This window comes from Klebsiella sp. OBRC7 (assembly GCF_000293135.1).
Classification (GTDB): Bacteria; Pseudomonadota; Gammaproteobacteria; order Enterobacterales; family Enterobacteriaceae; genus Klebsiella; species Klebsiella michiganensis.
Genome location: NZ_ALNJ01000030.1, coordinates 84,197 through 100,965 on the forward strand (window position 1 = coordinate 84,197; position 16,769 = coordinate 100,965).

Here is a 16,769-nt window from a genome sequence, read left to right on the forward strand (position 1 = left end):
ATGCCCCAATGGTGAGTAATTTTTTCCAGATAACAGGAGGAATTTCATGATTTACATAAAAAAATAGCCCCTGATTTAAGGGGCTATAGGCAGTATATGGTTTGGTATGATGTCAGTTATTTAGTGTGATAAAACTTGTTGCCGTATCACCACTGTCATCATAAGCAGTGATTGATACCACCAGCTTACCTTTGTTTTGTGACTTTGACAGTGTAGCTGTGCTACCAAAAACGCCGCGAACCTGGTCATTAACCTTCCATACATAACTGGATATCTTTCCATCCGGGTCATTACATTTAGCCGTAAAAGCCCAGCTCAGCGGTGTTTCTGTATAAGTCAGGCTACAATTCGGTGGTGTGTTAGGTATCACGTCAAAGTCGACCGTTACACTCCCTCTCTGGCCCTGCGTACTGACAACATCCATTTCAAGCTTGTAGCTGCCCTCCATAATGTTCTCAAATGTCTGGGACCAGTAGTTTTTTCCTCCATCTACAGCTTTGCCATTCAGCTTAAAGGAGACATTATCAATGCTGTCGGCTGAGTGAGCTAGTTTTACACTCGACCTCATAGATAGATCTAATGGTGCCCTCATGAACTTGTTTGAATATTTGGGGTTAACCGTAATCTCCATTGGGTTCTGTTCGTTTACAACGAAAGTATATTCAACCCTTGCCTCATTATTACGGTTATCTTTCAGAACATAGGTTAGTGTATGCGTCCCTGACTTGAACACCTGGAACACTTTTTTCCCATTAGTGTCACTATCAAGTGTCATGACATCTTTGTTGTATTGCCAGTCCTCAGTGAAAACTACACCTGGATAGGTAACATCCACTCCGGTTACCGATACTGCCAATTCGGATGGGATCATTGTGTATTTGAGCTTTGTATTAAGGCGAGGCTCAGGGAATTTATATACCCATGATTTCACACTAATCGTTCGCTTCGCTAATGTCCTTTCCTTAGCCTCTGGCATGTATGCCTGATAGGTAAACGCAGCGTAACCACGTGCATCAAGCATATCTTCGGTTAGCACTGTATCGAGAAGCCCGCCCTTCTTAACGCTCCCATCAGGCAGTATCCACTCCTCTAAAACCTCAGCATCAGATGAGTACTCAGTATTTGGGTTCGTGTAAGTTCCCTGCAAAGTTACTTTTTTGCCAACCTCTACTTGCGCGTTACCCTCAACCTTTACTGACAATTTCTTGTGCTTAATGACGGTTACACGAGCTCGTGTTTCTTTCCACGCGGATGTACCGGCCATTTCATCGGTTTCGGTATATCGGACCTTCGCAAAAATATACTTCGGAACCTCCGAGGAGGTGATCGTGTATTTTACACCCCCTTCAGTCCAATCTTCGCCATCCTCAGACCATTGCACGTCTACAGCACTACCTTTGATTTCTTCATTGTTGTCGGTCAGCGTTACAGGGATACTGTGCCCCTCAAGCACCTTACCTACCGTTATAACTGGCTTAGGTTCTCTGTATGCGACCACAGTGAGATTATCGGTATATGACGTTTTACCCGTGTATTTGTTCGTTAATTTTGCGCGATAGAGCCACTTGCCCACCTCTTTTTGTTTGATACTGACACTGCGAAGACCAGTCATATCCTCAAGAGTACTCCATGTAGATCCATTGTTACTGGAGATCTGCCATTCAGTCGGGCTAAGTGAATCATAATCATCAGTACTTTTTGTTCTGAAAGAGACCATTGCCGAAAGTGGTACACGGCCAACAATAAGCGATTTAGAAAGACCACCTTCAAGGTCAGCGCCTTTATAGACCCGGATACTTGTTGTGGACGTTTCACGTTTGAGCTCAAAGTCATCAAACGGGCTCCTTACTGTTGCTACAGCAATAATCCGGTGGCTACCCAGAGTCAGATCATCCATGTTAAGCTCACCAGCTGCAATCCCCTCTGAATTGACTGCCAGCTTGCCGGTCAATGGAGTTCGTTCAGAAACGGAATAATCTTTACCAGTTTCAGCATCTGTCACCCATTTTGAAGTAACTTTGTAAACCACTACATCCCAGTTACCCATTGTTTTTTCGTCGTATAGAGTACAACTACAGCTGTTATTCCATTGACCAATGTTAACCGACACAGGCACTTTGAGGCTCGTTGCCGACTTACGCTCTTCTACCTTCATGTAAGCACGAATGCTGAAGTTAGGAACGGTATACACTTTGAGAATACTGGAGGACTTAATACTCGGTTCGTTCTCATAGGCAACATCAATGTTGACGTTGGTTTGTGTCCATAATGGAGCTGCTGGAACTTTAATTCGCTCGGAATAAGTTACAGGCGTGTCACCACTCGATTTGTTCTTATAAGTCGTCGTTTCCGGATCCTGACCCTCAACCTTAGACGTCAAGACAATGTTGGCCGGTACCGACTTCGCCAGAACTTTTGCCGCATCGCCTCCAGAGATATAGACCAGAGCGGTATTTTTTCCTAAGGTACTAACCGTTTTACTTAACTTGTAAGAAATCTCGGGCGCGAAAGGTTCTACTGCCGGGATCGTTTTACGGTTATGAGCTGCAAGAGCTTTTGAGCCTTTTGTGTTTATCACATAAACGTTGTAATCAAGGATGTTATCCCCAACTTTAGAGAAGTAACCCGTCAGGCCAGGCACTTTAGATTTAGAGTAAAACTCCATACCCGCAGGAACGTTGTTCCACTGTACATAACAGGCAGTAGCGTAAATCCCATTGCCGAACTGACCAAGCAGAGCCTGAGCATCTTCCTCAGTAGAGAATATTTTGCAGGTATTTCCTGATTGTTGAGTGACCAGGGACGTATAGGGACGTACGTAACTGTAAATTGTGGATGCTGAGTCGATGGACTTCAGGGTGAAGGTCATCGGCATGTAGGTGAAATCAATCGAATAGGTTTTAGATATTCCATTAACGTTTTCAGCTACAATTGTCAAAGTATGTACTTTGTTTGTTTCCAGTGACGTCATCTGATTTAAACGATATATGCCTTTCACATTAGTTGGGCTGTATGAGGCCATGACATTATCAATAGCAACGCTTTTTATATCGGCCACGCCCTCTTCGCCTTGGAAGGCTGCAATAACGATTTCATTCAGAAAATAGACTTGATCCCGCTTAACGAGCTCCGCACCTTCCTTGTAGACAGTAACTGTTGGCTCATCAGAAAGTACTAATTTCGAATCCGGTTCTGTATAACTTGAGTCGTTTCCGGCTGTGTTTGCGACAGAGAAAGTCGCAATATACGACGCACTGGCAAGATCGCTTATATCAAAGAAATAGACATATTTCCCGGCAACTTCCTGATACCCAGCAACTGGCTGCAGAGTTCTCCGGGAAGGAGTAGACCAGATTTTGTTAAAATTGAGTTCAGTACCATCGTCCAAAGTAACTTTTGTGGTTGGCGAAAAACCACCATCAGGAGCTAATGTCAGCGACATTGCCGCTGGTTTCCACCAGTCACCGGTACTAGACTTTGCTGGAACCGAGACAGCAACAGCGATTGTTTTCGGACCGACAAAAATGTCTTTATCACCTACTTTAAAAGCCCGAGCTTCTTTAGATACGTTCCAGAAAGTGCTATCGACTGCCGGAGCACGGTAATCCCAGCTTAGTCTCACATTAGCTGCGATAGGTGGGGAAAAAAAGTTATTAGCCGAGTTCAGTGTTATGGCAACATCCCGGCTGCCGAAATCGGTACTGCCGTCACTGATACCTACACTTCCAGTCGTGATAGAGCATTTGGATGCGCCAGCCGCGATAGCACATGAAGTTCCGGAACCGACAGAAGCAACCATATCGTAATCGCGGGGCTCCACAGAGATCTCAATATTTGAGAGAGTTTCATTCTTTATGTATGAAATCAGCGTTGAGCCCGAGGTGCCGTTACTCATTGACCCTTTAATACTTGAAAAAACGGGGGCTACGGGTTCCACAGTCTTAAATATGTACTCCCCTTCACGAACAATCACTTTTTCTCTTTCTGAGCCTGAGTAGTAGGCGATCTGCCAGGGCAATTTAATGTCACCTGCAATTGCGGGGAACCCCTTGAGCGAAAAACCATTGGCAACCGGCATACCGGAGTTATTGGGTAACCACTCGAAAACACATTTCAGGCTTCCAGCCGTGCTTTTGACATTAGGGTCAGAGGATACATCGCAGCCATCCGAGACTGGTATGGCAGTTACCGTATTTTCTTTTACAAACGCTGTATTTACTTGTGGTGATGTCGAAAATTTGACATCAGGTAAGGCGGTCTCTAAGGTCCCGGAAACCATGATAGATTCTGCGTTAGAAACAGCACTGAACACAGAACAGAACATCAGCAATGAGATTTTATTAATTTTAGTCATGGGAAGCTCTGTACGTAGTTATGCCATAGTTGCACCTACTGTATCTTATGAGGAGAGTGTATTTACCGAATTACGTGAAGTGTTTTTTTTAAAATTTCGCAAAACGCGTTTGCCGTCAGGTAAAAGTTACTTTTGGGATCGAGCGCTTGCATTTAGACGCATGCACGTCAGTATCGTATCGGACGGTAGGCCAGGATTTCTTGATTGAATGACTGACAGGAGGAAAAGTCCTAACCTAAGGCAAGCTGAAGGTTCGATACTAATTTTATGTACGAAATTGACTCCACTTTCAGTCTTGTTTATGGCAAGAACCCCACCTTCCAGTATAGCTGTTAGTTTTCCGTCAAAAGTTACTTTTATGTTTTTGTAGACTCTCTTCCCATGATGCATGGTTTTCTTATCTTTAAGCGCTGCTTCTGGAGTAAGGTGAAGAAATGCCATGCATAAAGTTATGACTTCATCGTCACTAAGCTTTGTTGAAATGCATTTACTACCTGTCCAGTCAAAAGAACCAGACTTTTCTGGCGATGGACCGGTAAGTATCAGGTTAACGTCACCATTGGAAGCTGAAGTATTGAGTTCAAGCGCAGCTTTTCCGGAGTTAAATACCTTCTCGTTTCTGTATTGCAACAGCGACGATGAATCTTTTGTTAGATCTTCCACCATATATTTTTTTCACCTTCGTTTACTAAGTTTTTAATAAGTCCAATGTATGTGTTTTCACCAGAACGCTTCATGGCAATAATATATGAATTAGTTTCCAGTATTAGATAGCTCCCCGAAGGTGCTCCGGATGGGAGCTCTTCAGTAGTTAGTTTTTTAGTGTACTCGCTTTTTACAACTGCTGGTATGTTGTTAATAAGAATTGTTTTATTATCAACTATCTGAAAGTTTAAACTGGTTTCATCTCCAGAAAGGCTTAAAGCGCGTACCGATTTTTGTTTAAAGCTTAACAGGCTCTGCTCGCCCATCAGTAGTGAATAAAATAAAGCCAGGCAAATAATAGGTAATACGAATAAACTAACTTTTTTTAAATTAAGTTTCATCGTTATCTTCAAACCCCCCTTGAGTTTGGCAGGCCGTAATGTAAAGAAGCCTGAGTTGATGTAAGAAATTGCCTGCCGTTGCTCCACCGACAAATGTTATCAGCCTGTTAATCCTTGTCCCGGCATCCTCAAGCTCAAACTCAGCAACTCCGCAATCAGACATAATCGTCATGGTGTTTTCATCCAGGTCTTCATCAAGAGAAGGTGGAATAATAATAGATAAAATAACAGTGTCGACCGGCGCTATTTCCCAGTTGTGATCTTCGCGGGCCATAGGAGTAATCTGAATAAAGTAACCATCCAGAATCAAAGAAAGTGGATTATGGGAGGTTTCAGCAAAGCCAAAAGTATTTGGTGCTTCTTCGAAGGTTAAGCCAGAACGCTCGATAATTCTGAGTAGTTCATGCTTTCTTACCCCATGGTAAATCATGCCATCTGTCATCTGTAGTTACTCATGTGCTTTGATGGGAAGTATGTCGCTAAAATCATACCAAAAACAAACCGGTCCTACTTTAGCCAGAACGATAAAAAAACTTGTATTCGCAGTGGCTGCATAGATATATCTAATCTTAGCTTAACATGTAAGCTACGGATTTTCGCTTTCATCGACCAGCTCCGTCGTGGAGATCCCACGTTACGCAGCAAGGACAACAAAAGGGGCTATATTATTCACTTGTTCTGCAAAATCATCAATCAATAGCCACTTTTCTGACGGTTTAAAAGTAACTTTTATCAGAAGCAATAGGAATTAGGTCACATTAGGGACAAGGATTGTGATAAATTCACCCTGCTTGTACTTATCCATTAAAAACAATACGTTAAATCATTGTCTTCATATCTTAAAACTCGAACATCAGGCTTAGACCTTATAGCTTAGCCAACTTTTTGTTATGAATCATTAGAGTATATACTCCGTGTAAAATCGAACCTAAGGTCTGACCAGTTTTGAGGCATATGCCATTTCTGCCCCGCAACATCGTACAAAGAAATGTTAATCTTATACAGTCAAAAAAGTCTGTTTCACCATAACCTTACAGATTCTTAAAAAAAATACGGCAAAAATAGCATTTTGCCTCCATAGCCAGCTCATATCTGTATGTTTGAAGGTATGATCAAGGTGAGGTGAAAAATGACTATTCTTTCAAATTTAAACATTGACCTGACTAACTTTAACGGACGTATTCTTATAGTAAGTGATCTGTATGGTCACTTTGAATTACTTCGCACAGGGTTGTCACGCTTGACAGCTGTTAGCGACGAACTCGTTATTATAACTACCGGTAACCTTTTTGACTGGGGACCATCTGCTAAGAGTCTTTTGAAGTCAATTGTACAAAGAAAAATTGGCGACCAAAAAGTCCATGTTTTTTCAGTAGTGGGCTTTCATGAGCTTCTCATGACTGATGCTATAACTCAAAAAAACAATAAAAGCCTGCGCTATTATCCAGACACGCATACTCGTAAACACTGGAGAAGTTTGGGCGGTAAATGGCATGATCAATATGATCAAATCTTACTTGAACGTGACATATACAAAATAGACTACCCATTGGTTATTAATGTAAAAACAAAGCACGGTATTTACATAATTGGTTCGTCTGATATCCCCCAGGATGGAAGGGAATGGAAAGACATAATAGATACCCTAAACAAAATGGACAGTCAAAAACTGCGCATTATGGCAACTAATATCACCAGGAGTCGCTATTTTCTTGATTCTGGCAAAGTAATAGACAACGTTTCGCTTGTAGTGTTAGGTGCGCACCAGCCTAAAGAAATTGCATATGGACAAAGGTCTAACGCAGTGATTAATAAACAAATCACTTGCCTCTTCCCTAATGACTGGAATGGTTTATCCTCTGCTCCTTTGGATTTTAAAATAAGAATTCTTGATATCACGGATACAGAACTGGGGCGTTTATATGAAGTTTAAAATAGTATCCTGCCTGCTATGCTTACTGATGCCTGCGACTTATGTTCTAGCTGATTCACAAATTTATCTTAGTGCTGATATCCATGTAGAGCAAAATAACAATATGTTAAATTCTAAGGTAGGGTATTTCAAAAGTAAAGATGAAAAAACAAAATTCATAAGAATCACAAATGAAACGGTCATCACACCATTAATGTTAACATTCCCAGACATTGATTTTTCAATTGCCGCAAAAAATGGACATGGTACCATTGCATCAATAGGTAAAAATTTTGTGTGGGTTGAGCCTGGAAGTGACGTAGTTCTCCGTATTAATGAGGGTGTGAAATTTTACGATTTCATTCCAGTAGTTTATATGGTTGGGAAGAAGAAACCTAAAGTTCTAACAGTTGTGACGGGTAAAGAAATAAATGCAGCTAAAGAGTCCATTATTATCACCTATAAGGACTCGCCTGAATTTATTCGAATTACTAATAATGATGTTGTAAACAGTGTATCTAATTTTGATGAAGTCAGTAAAATTAAAAGTGGATTTTCTAATGTAAACGTTAGCAGGTTTACATCAATAAATCTCGACAAAGAGGTGTATATAATTTCGAGAAATGGGATGTTAGGAGGTTCACAGTATTTCACAAAGAACCTTATTGCCTACCCTAACGAAAATATTATAATAAAAGCCACCGGGGTGACTCATGTTAAAAAATAGCTTAATTCTATTTGTAACATTGCTACTTTCTGCTTGTCAGCAGCCTTTAGATTGGCACAGGAATCTACCTGCGATAAGCTACACACCTGTTAAAACCATCGATGTACCGGGTAAACTTACAGCTAAATACACGGTTCACGTAGTGAATGCAGGTTTAGAAGTATATGTAATTATAGATAATGGATATAATGAGTTTATGATGATTGATAAACTCGCTTTATATGGGAATCGTTGTGGATATGAATCTCAGAATGAAATTATAGTTCCACCATCATCGGTCAGTACATTTATGGTCCCGAATATCGCATTATTAGGATTGTGCTATACAGATGATATTAAAATGGTTTTTGTAAGCAAAAAGTTCAATGGTTTATCTAGTGAGAACAAAAAAATGGCCGTTCCTGTAGAAGTGGCGATGCGGTTTAAGCTTACTTCAACTAAAAAATATGAGGAGTATGTTAATGTTATTTATAGCCAGTGGGATTAAAAATTCTTGTTTCGCTCTATTCACTTTATTTTTTACAACTGGGATTACATGGGCCTTTTCCTACACTATAGATACGAATCCTCCTGGGGCAATAATCATTAACGTTGTCACAAAACAAAAAATAGGGGTAACTCCTGTGAAAGTAGAAATACCAGATACACAGGAAGGAAGAACATTTGGTATCTCATATAAGGACTACCGGAACGTTGCCCTCATGATATACAAACCAGCTCCAACGCCTGAGAGAGCCTTTACGAATAACCCCCCCGTTGTCGTCACAAGTGCCCTTCCGGGAGAATATCCGTTGGGCGTTAACATTGATGAATCACAGGATAAAGTCATTGTAGAATTGAGGCCGGTAATGTCTGAACGCGTAAATATCCAATGAATAAAGGGGCGTTAGCCCCTATATTCATTTATGCAACTAATTTTTTGGAAAGCCCTAATTGAATTTGTTCCTGTTCATACACTCTGTCGATAGCCTCTGCGTAGGTAAATCCGTCCTCAATAAGACTCCAGATTTTACGCCTGTCAGCAGGGTCTGTAGTAAAGCAAAGTTCCATTTTACGGTCTACATATAGACGTACTATCTGCTGTACGTTTTCGAAACGAATCATGATTTCAGAAAAAACAAATTTTTCAGTTCTTATCAACTTCATTCTTTCATATTCAGATGCTGTTGCAGAGATATATTTGTTCTTTTGCATTGAATCGATCGCTTCCGGAGATTGCTTCATGATGAACTTCCATGGCGAGTTGTTCGCGATTGCAATTCCGATTGGTGACTTGTAGAAGTCTTCAAAACTCTGTGTAATACAGATTCCTGCACAGTTAGTTTTACGGAAACGACGCCATGCAGCTTCGAGGAATTTAGTAAAGAATGAAACAGCTGCATCATCACCATTACTTTCCCCAATGTATTCCCAGGCTTCATCCAGGATAAACAGACGGCGTCGCCCATCTTTCTTAATAAACATGGCATGCTGTGCAGCCTGGATTATTGACATCAACACAACCCACTGAAGATGTGGTGTAGGTTTGAGCTCTTCCAGCTCAAGAACAATAAAGCGACTATCAAAATCAATTGGTGGCAATGATGTTGTAAACCTTCTACCGTAAATGCCACCTTCACACCATGGACCAAGTTGAACGCCAATATCTTTAATTTCTTGTTTATCATGATTCTTGCATTTTTTTGCAAAGCCAGTGACTGATGGAAGATAATCATCCTCCGGCTTCTGCGCTTCTTCGATAATAAGGCGAAGCATTTCAGCTTCCTGGTAATCGCTTATGTTGCCGCTGCTCGAAGCCATCAGCTTTATTTGGTTTAGAACCATGATGGTCTGAGATATAAGGTCTGATTCCTTATTGGAGTCCTCTGATTTTCCCGTTACTCCATCCAGTGATACCTCGGCAGAATATTTTTTTACCATGAAGGCAAAAGGATTAAGTGAAAATGTAGCATCAACACCGAAGTCAATAAACTGGGAGTCCTCGAACTGCTCAGCAAGCCCCTGGTAGGAACGTCCGATATCCACTACAAAAACCTGGGCACCATCAGCCGAGGCATTAAATTTACCTCTTAAATCAAGTGGAGGGGAAAACTTATCGTTTGTAAGCTGTTCTCTAATATCATCGAAATGATACAACGGATTTATATGTTCACCTGAACACAGATAGTTAAGAATGATATTGTTAGCTGCAAATGATTTTCCCGCTCCCGATGTTGCACCAACGCAGACATTATAAGATGCAGAAGTCTCAAATATATCAATCATAACCAATTGCCCTTCACGAGTGACAAATGGTATGACCGGGTTTTGTGTGTTGCCTTTCCATGGACCAAAAATTGGAGCTAAATGAGCTGCCCCCGTATTTGTCATGACGTCACCACGATCCATATCTCTGAATGTGGCAGGGTCATTGCAGAGAGGTAAGGCTGACATGACACCGGAAAAGCAAATATAACTATCGTCAACGACAGTGATTTTTTTTTCACTGTAGTAACTTATAAGGCTTTTCGCAGCAACCTTGACTCTATCCAAAGTGTTATCCATAACAATAAATGTCATGTAGGTTCTTAATAATTTTGCTTTGTCCTCTAACTCTCTGGTTAATGCCGAATAATCTTTATCCATATCAGCAAGACGTGGAAGATATTTTAACACGATCGGGATTTTAGATTGGTTATCTGTGATTGCTTTATAACGCAGATACTCTTTTTGAATTTTCTTTTGATACGGGAACTGAATACAGAAATTAATTATAAACGGTGAGAATATAGTTTTGCTTCCTGTCATCCAGTCAACAACTAATTCATATATAGCCCCAAAATTTACATACTCAGGGAACTTTGTCATAGACAGGTGTTTAAAATATCGCTGAGCTGTTTCTTCGCCATCAGCAGTAAGTGAAGCGAAATAATCTTCACCTACTTCAAACTTTCTTCCCGGAACGTTTACCTGCTGATTTAATGGTTGCAGAGAGTTAGATTCCAGTCCACCATACTTCCAGCGAGCATCTTTTCCAGGGTTAATAACTTTATCAACGCTGTACAACCACATATCAGCATCACCAGTAACCGGTGATAGACTAAGTCCTTTCAATTTAGCCAGTAAATCTTTATAAATTGCATCCAGCCTAATTGATTCTGATTCGTTTGGCACAAAACTATTGATTGGTATTCTGACAGTTATCCAAAGCTCAAAATTCCTGAGTTTTAAATCATCGGCATGGGTAATTTTTACACCATCAGCAACTTTCAATGGGTCATACTGACTCTTAGAAAGATAATCAAGTGAATATACGGTCAACAGGTCTGCTTTTTCATTGTCGCGACCTCCCATTCGATTACCGCGACGACGCAACCAACGTGAAAGTGATGTATTAATATCAGGCAATGCTACCAACGACATCTGCATAATGGACTCAGCAGGGAAATCCATTTTAAACAAATCAGTCATCAGGTTTTGTTGGTTGTCATATAATCCTGGTGATGGGTTACAAATGAAAAACATGCCCACTGCATTTTCTTCCAGTAAAAAATATGGAACGTCTACCATTCTGTCCACTACAGGAATGAAGTTTCCAAGATTTAATCTTTCCAGTTCTTTTGCAAGACGAGAATTGTTCATACGTTTACCTTACATTCCGTGGTGCTATTCATTTCTTCATGGAACGAGCTAGAATGAGCCGGTGACTCCAGCAGCCGTTACACCTTTAGCGCTGCGTTGCTGCTGCTGCATGTTATCGCGAGCACGATCCTGAACTTCCAAAGGAACTATTCGGGCGGGATTTTTCAGTGCTGAATCTCCAGCGACCCATGTTTGTGGTTTGACATTGACATATACATAACCAGGTAGGTTTAACGCGTCGTTATCGTCAGTGTAGGGTGCGATAAGAACACGCATAACCTTGCCTTGTCGCAACACAGCCAGAGGCTCTGGCGCAATCACTGCTTGTTTGGTGCCCTGCACCTGGTACTGACGTTCTTGATAAGCGCTAAGTGTTGGGTTAACAGGCTTACCATCAAACTCTGAATACAACCCTTTACCCGCCGGAACATGTTGCTGAGAAACATAACTTGCGGTTGTAAGTGGTTTAACCGGCTGCGGAGTGCCTGAAAATAACGGCTTTGGCCCAGTATTCACAACAGGTTTCTTAGGGTACTGCACGCCTGGCGGAGGTGTTAATGTAGTTGGATACTGACTATCCGCAATATCCTGCTTTCCCACATCACCTTCCTTCTTTAAATATTTGAGATCGTCATGATTGTTGGTTGCTTCCATAATAGCCCTAGGACCCATGCACAGTACCCCCTCCTCAATGCCGGGACAGGAACTTTCAGATTGTCCGATGCAACCAGATAGGGTTGAGACTGCAGCAACTGACATGATGAGTTTTATGAAATTTTTCATATATGACCTTTATTTATCAAATGGGTTTTGCAGCAAAGGTTGTAAATTCACTTTCAACCAGGCTTTAAAGTCTGTGGGTATCCCATTTCCTAAAAGCCCATCTTCGCGAACAACAGACGGTGTGCCTTGAACGTTATAAATAGATGCAAGATATAAACCTGTTATGATCGGTTCTACAGAGCAGTCAGTCAGGCTTTCATGTGGAATAAGACGAGTATTAATATCGTTTGTTTTACCTAATAATGACTGTAGTATATCGTAATTAGTTACTTTACCGGCTTTAACAGAACACCACATCTGCTTGACTCTCTTTGCAGCCCCTCCTGGACTCGGTAGAATTACAATGTCAAAACGCACATCTTTTTTTATTTCATTCATTTTTCCGAGGAAAGCAACACAATCCGCACAGTCCAGTGTAATAAATATCACTGCCTGACGTTTTAGTGAGGGGTTCCCAAACTGTATGGTAAAGGAATCCTCAGTTCTGAACGGTGCTTCACTCATCGGTAAAAAGTAACTTTTCCTGATATCAGCAATTGTCTGAATCTGAGTCTTGCGGATTACGTCATAGGCTTTACCTTCGGAAAATGAGTAACGACCTGTTGTTGTAACAATCGTCAAACCACTTCGTTGATCTTCAAATAAGAAAAGTCCACCAGTAGGCAAGTAGATTGCATCCTTCGCCTGGTAGGCCCCTAGCTTGTTTACCAAACCACGTGTCGACTGATTCAGAGCAAGACCGTTATCAGATGCTGAACGGGTTAATGCAGCAGCATCTGCATTGTATTGACCATTCGAGAATGAATATGACGAGTTTAGTAATGCAATCAAAATGAGTAAATTGAAAAGTAACTTTTTCATATTACTGCTTTTCCTCAAACATTTTCGGGTTTATTCCATATTCAGCGAGTTCACTCTCAACGTCTGTGTCGCTAATGTAAGAAATTTCACTTACAGATGACGGTCGGGTTATCACGTAATTCATATCAAGGACAAGTACGTCTCTGGCACGGTAAAGCGCCATTAGCTTACGGATATAGGGTATATAATCGTTATTATTGCCGTTATGTGCTTTTAGATATTGTTCATTTAGTGCTGTAGGGTTCAGCACAGCGATTTTTACGGGCTCATTAAATAGGCTAAATCTGCCATCTATTTGTTTCCAGAGAAATACAACAATTCCAGAAATAATTGCAGCCAGAATGAAAAATTTTAGCGACTTTTCTGCAAAAGCGTATGATACAGAAAATGTCAGATTTTTTTTCTCTTTGACATCTTTATCAAAGTCCGCGTCATTATGTTCATCTTTATTATTCTGTTCAGTCATGGTCATTTCGCCGCTAAGTTTGTTGGAATGGACGCGCCGCTAAGAACAACAAAAGTAGCGTTGATTCCTGGGGAAAGTTCAACAACCGGCCATTGCTGATCCATGATATGAGTGTACCAATCGACCATTTTATTCAGTCCACCTGATACAGCACCGCTCGCACCGACCGCACTTAACGCACCAATATTTGGTCCCTGATATTGAGCTTGTGAGTTGGGGTCGATATTTAGTTGACTAACCTTACTTGGGCTCAAACCTTGAGCAAGCGCGCTTAAACCACCGGCAAGAGCACTCCCCATGATTGCATTACCATTTCTGGAAATAAGTGTGCCTTTGATTCCTGCTTTACCATCGATCTCACTGACGGCGTATGCTTCCAGTTTAATATCAAAGCTTTTTCCTTTAGAGTTCACGCAACTAAGGTTCGTCGTTCTGATATAGACTCGCTCCGAAGCCATATCCCCCCGGGCTGTGCCTAAAAGGTTGCAGTCACGCAAATCCATTCTGTAGTTGTTAGGCAGGAACACATCACGTTTTACCCTGAACGTCACTCCAAGTGGTTCTTCTTGCGACGACAGAGATGTAGGGGCCTCAACACCAGTAATCAAGACTCCATACAACTGTGACGTTGCTGGCAAATACTGATCGTCTGAACGTCTTGAGTGTTTTGCGTTGCTATCTATGGGTTTAGTTCCATCACCAGCTAACGCAGGTGAACCTGATTTAACTATTCTCTTTTGGTTAGCATTTGTAATGTTCTTTTCAACAATAGGTGTTACTTCCAGTACACCATTATTGGCCGTGGTAATGCTGTTGCTTGTAATGGTGCGAACCAGTTGATTTCGTTGAGGGGATATCCCACCAGCAACAGGTATTTCCTGATTGCGATTACCTGCAGCATTACCATTAAGTTGGTATGCAGAATTGGGCTGTTGGCTGTCAGTAGGTTGTTGAATGCCACGACTGTCGAGGCTGCGGTTGCTTGCCGGACCTTTACCATTCTGCATATCTGAAATCTGTTGAGTTAACTGCTTAATCTGGCCTCTAAGCTCATTAATCTCACCAGAATTCTCAGATTTGTATTTTTCCATCTGCTTTACCTGGTCCAACATACTTTGTTGGTCTTTACGGTTTTGCATCTGTACTGTCTGCAAAAAACGCTTCTGCCCTTCTTCATCCATATTTTCAACCGAAGATGTATCAAGCAGATTAGTAACCGGCTTTATTTTTTTCGTTTTCTTGCTTGAGTCATCCCCCCCCATTAGTGTGAGGGTCACCATCACAAGAGCAGCAAATGCGACGATGAGCAAAAATGCCATACGAATGGCTTTATTTTCTGCCCACAATTCCTTCAGCTTCAATGTTTTCATTACGTTGACCTTTATTACCGGGAGGTAAAAATCTCTTTACCCTCAATGATCTGACCTTTTCATCTATTTGCGGAACAGAGTAAGGAGGCTCAGCCCGTAAATTTTTGAATGTGTTGTTTTCAAGATGCTCATAGAACTGATTTTCGCTCTCCAGTGCAGTTTGAGATATCTCCTTAATCTGCTCATGAGTTTCTGGTTCGAAATGGCTGATATCGCTCTCAGTGGGTATTTTTTGCCCTGATATTAAATGAGCATCACGATCGTCAATCTCATCAGAGAGCAAATTGTCTATGTCATATACTTTGAAAGCATCATAATCAGCTTTTTGGAATTCGAACGATTTGTATTCAGAGGGCACAATTTGTACAAACTGAGAGCGTTCATTTTCAATGTTAGCGATGTAAAAACCCACACCCAAACCAACACTAAACAAAATGGCCAATTTGAACTTAGAAAAGTAACTTTTCTTATCAATCATTGATTAGACTTGGCCGCTTAGTTACGCGAGACTCACGCTCCTGATAAAGCTTGTCACGAAGTATATACAGCTCCGTTTTTTCACCAGGTTGTAGGAATGCTTTATCAAAAATTGCAGTGGCAATTACTCCAGGAGTAATACATTTTTGGTCATCAATAACCGATGGATAAGTCAAGTTATTTTGAACAAGAATTACATCAACAAGTTCACGAGCTCCGACCAACCGTTGGCCCAGTTTTGCATAAAAGTTAAAACTGCAAGGCGTCCGTTCCTTAGTAGGTATTACAGAAAGTTTATCAAGCTGAAGCGCGAAGCCGGTAGGAACTTCACCGTTAGCGACGGGATAAAGAATATCAATGATACGTTGCTTACGGTCATCCTGTGCGATCGATTTTTCATCAAGTTCACCGGACTGAGCTTGCTCCAGAAGTTCCTTGTTCGTGTTTTCAGCAATATGGCGATCGCGTTCGATAGCCATATTCTGGGTTAACTGTGTTTGGACATGAATCATAGCGCCAGGAACATCAATTGGTATCAAGGTCAAATTATAAGTGGATGCAGGCACCCCTTCTTCAGATAACATTATTCCAACCGGAGCGTCTTTCTCCGTCGTAATAAAAACACTTCCTCCATCAACATAGATGGTCGTATCTTCTGGTGGTGCAGTTGTTGAAACACTTACATTTTTGAATGTTGTCTGGATCCGGTTTTGCAAACCAAGAGACACAGGTAAGACAATGTTCCCGCCTGGCGGCACAGTGACATTTTGCATTGGCTGATAGCGTTTTTTTGCTTCATTAACAGCTTTTTGTCCTGGACCTTCAGCTGGAGCATTATTCATCAATGTATCCGTCATAGAACGAACTGCAGGAGATGAAGCACTAGCTGGGGAAAGCCCTGGAGCAGCTGGCAACTTTGTAGTCGGCCGGTTAGTATTTATTGGCGGTTGAATAGCATTAGTACTCGTTACCGTACCGGGGACCTGTTTCACTGCATTGGTCACAATATTCATAGCTTCAGAGGAATCAGGCGGTTCATCAAAAGCTTGTGTATTCACTGCCGAAGCAGGAATATTAAATGTTTCATCTGCATGAACAGCTGGAGCAAGCACGTTTAAAGTGATAAGTAATCCTATGAGTTTTCTTTTCATA

Annotated in this window: 15 protein-coding genes; 4 read left to right on the top strand and 11 right to left on the bottom strand. The window is 41.3% G+C overall.

Going from position 1 to position 16,769, the window contains the following annotated elements; translation table 11 throughout:
- Positions 1–112: 112 nt before the first annotated feature.
- From HMPREF1144_RS08405 to HMPREF1144_RS08420, 4 genes are all read right to left on the bottom strand, one after another.
- Entirely contained in the window at positions 113–4,354 is a 4,242-nt protein-coding gene (locus HMPREF1144_RS08405) for an Ig-like domain-containing protein (protein ID WP_009652446.1), read from the bottom strand.
- A 126-nt stretch (positions 4,355–4,480) separates the two neighbouring features.
- Positions 4,481–5,020 carry a hypothetical protein gene (locus HMPREF1144_RS08410; protein WP_052544819.1) on the bottom strand — a complete coding sequence of 180 codons (540 nt, stop codon included), beginning with the start codon at positions 5,018–5,020 and terminating at the stop codon, positions 4,481–4,483.
- A complete protein-coding gene (locus HMPREF1144_RS08415; RefSeq protein ID WP_009652393.1) occupies positions 5,005–5,400 on the bottom strand; it encodes a hypothetical protein in 396 nt (131 codons plus the stop codon). Before HMPREF1144_RS08415 ends, HMPREF1144_RS08410 begins: the two co-directional genes overlap by 16 nt.
- Positions 5,390–5,842: a hypothetical protein gene (locus HMPREF1144_RS08420; RefSeq protein ID WP_009652457.1), complete on the bottom strand. Its 453-nt coding sequence runs from the start codon at positions 5,840–5,842 to the stop codon at positions 5,390–5,392. Before HMPREF1144_RS08420 ends, HMPREF1144_RS08415 begins: the two co-directional genes overlap by 11 nt.
- Positions 5,843–6,529: 687 nt before the next feature.
- Here HMPREF1144_RS08420 and HMPREF1144_RS08425 point away from each other — a divergent pair.
- The 4 genes from HMPREF1144_RS08425 to HMPREF1144_RS08440 are packed head-to-tail and all read left to right on the top strand — an operon-like array spanning position 6,530 to position 8,914.
- On the top strand, positions 6,530–7,333 hold the full coding sequence (locus HMPREF1144_RS08425) for a metallophosphoesterase (protein WP_042927274.1): 804 nt from the start codon (positions 6,530–6,532) through the stop codon (positions 7,331–7,333).
- The gene (locus HMPREF1144_RS08430) at positions 7,323–8,039 is read left to right on the top strand and encodes a hypothetical protein (RefSeq protein ID WP_042927275.1); all 717 of its coding nucleotides are present in this window, start codon (positions 7,323–7,325) and stop codon (positions 8,037–8,039) included. Before HMPREF1144_RS08425 ends, HMPREF1144_RS08430 begins: the two co-directional genes overlap by 11 nt.
- Positions 8,026–8,526: a hypothetical protein gene (locus tag HMPREF1144_RS08435; protein WP_042927276.1), complete on the top strand. Its 501-nt coding sequence runs from the start codon at positions 8,026–8,028 to the stop codon at positions 8,524–8,526. Before HMPREF1144_RS08430 ends, HMPREF1144_RS08435 begins: the two co-directional genes overlap by 14 nt.
- A complete protein-coding gene (locus HMPREF1144_RS08440; RefSeq protein ID WP_042927279.1) occupies positions 8,501–8,914 on the top strand; it encodes a hypothetical protein in 414 nt (137 codons plus the stop codon). Before HMPREF1144_RS08435 ends, HMPREF1144_RS08440 begins: the two co-directional genes overlap by 26 nt.
- Positions 8,915–8,942: 28 nt before the next feature.
- Here HMPREF1144_RS08440 and HMPREF1144_RS08445 read toward each other — a convergent pair whose 3' ends face one another.
- The 7 genes from HMPREF1144_RS08445 to HMPREF1144_RS08475 all read right to left on the bottom strand — a co-directional run bounded on the left by HMPREF1144_RS08445 (position 8,943) and on the right by HMPREF1144_RS08475 (position 16,768).
- Positions 8,943–11,660, bottom strand: a complete 2,718-nt coding sequence (locus HMPREF1144_RS08445; protein ID WP_009652469.1) for a TraC family protein — start codon at positions 11,658–11,660, stop codon at positions 8,943–8,945.
- 48 nt (positions 11,661–11,708) lie between these two features.
- Entirely contained in the window at positions 11,709–12,314 is a 606-nt protein-coding gene (locus tag HMPREF1144_RS08450) for a TraV family lipoprotein (protein WP_009652496.1), read from the bottom strand.
- A gap of 138 nt (positions 12,315–12,452) precedes the next feature.
- Positions 12,453–13,304, bottom strand: a complete 852-nt coding sequence (locus HMPREF1144_RS08455) for a hypothetical protein (protein WP_009652390.1) — start codon at positions 13,302–13,304, stop codon at positions 12,453–12,455.
- Position 13,305: 1 nt separating this feature from the next.
- Complete coding sequence (locus tag HMPREF1144_RS08460; RefSeq protein WP_042927284.1) at positions 13,306–13,770, bottom strand: hypothetical protein; 465 nt, start codon at positions 13,768–13,770, stop codon at positions 13,306–13,308.
- Positions 13,771–13,772: 2 nt separating this feature from the next.
- The gene (locus tag HMPREF1144_RS08465; RefSeq protein ID WP_170967394.1) at positions 13,773–15,140 is read right to left on the bottom strand and encodes a TrbI/VirB10 family protein; all 1,368 of its coding nucleotides are present in this window, start codon (positions 15,138–15,140) and stop codon (positions 13,773–13,775) included.
- Positions 15,100–15,618: a hypothetical protein gene (locus HMPREF1144_RS08470; protein WP_223290585.1), complete on the bottom strand. Its 519-nt coding sequence runs from the start codon at positions 15,616–15,618 to the stop codon at positions 15,100–15,102. Before HMPREF1144_RS08470 ends, HMPREF1144_RS08465 begins: the two co-directional genes overlap by 41 nt.
- A complete protein-coding gene (locus HMPREF1144_RS08475; protein WP_009652479.1) occupies positions 15,611–16,768 on the bottom strand; it encodes a type-F conjugative transfer system secretin TraK in 1,158 nt (385 codons plus the stop codon). The genes HMPREF1144_RS08470 and HMPREF1144_RS08475 overlap by 8 nt, the downstream gene beginning before the upstream one ends.
- Position 16,769: the final 1 nt, after the last annotated feature.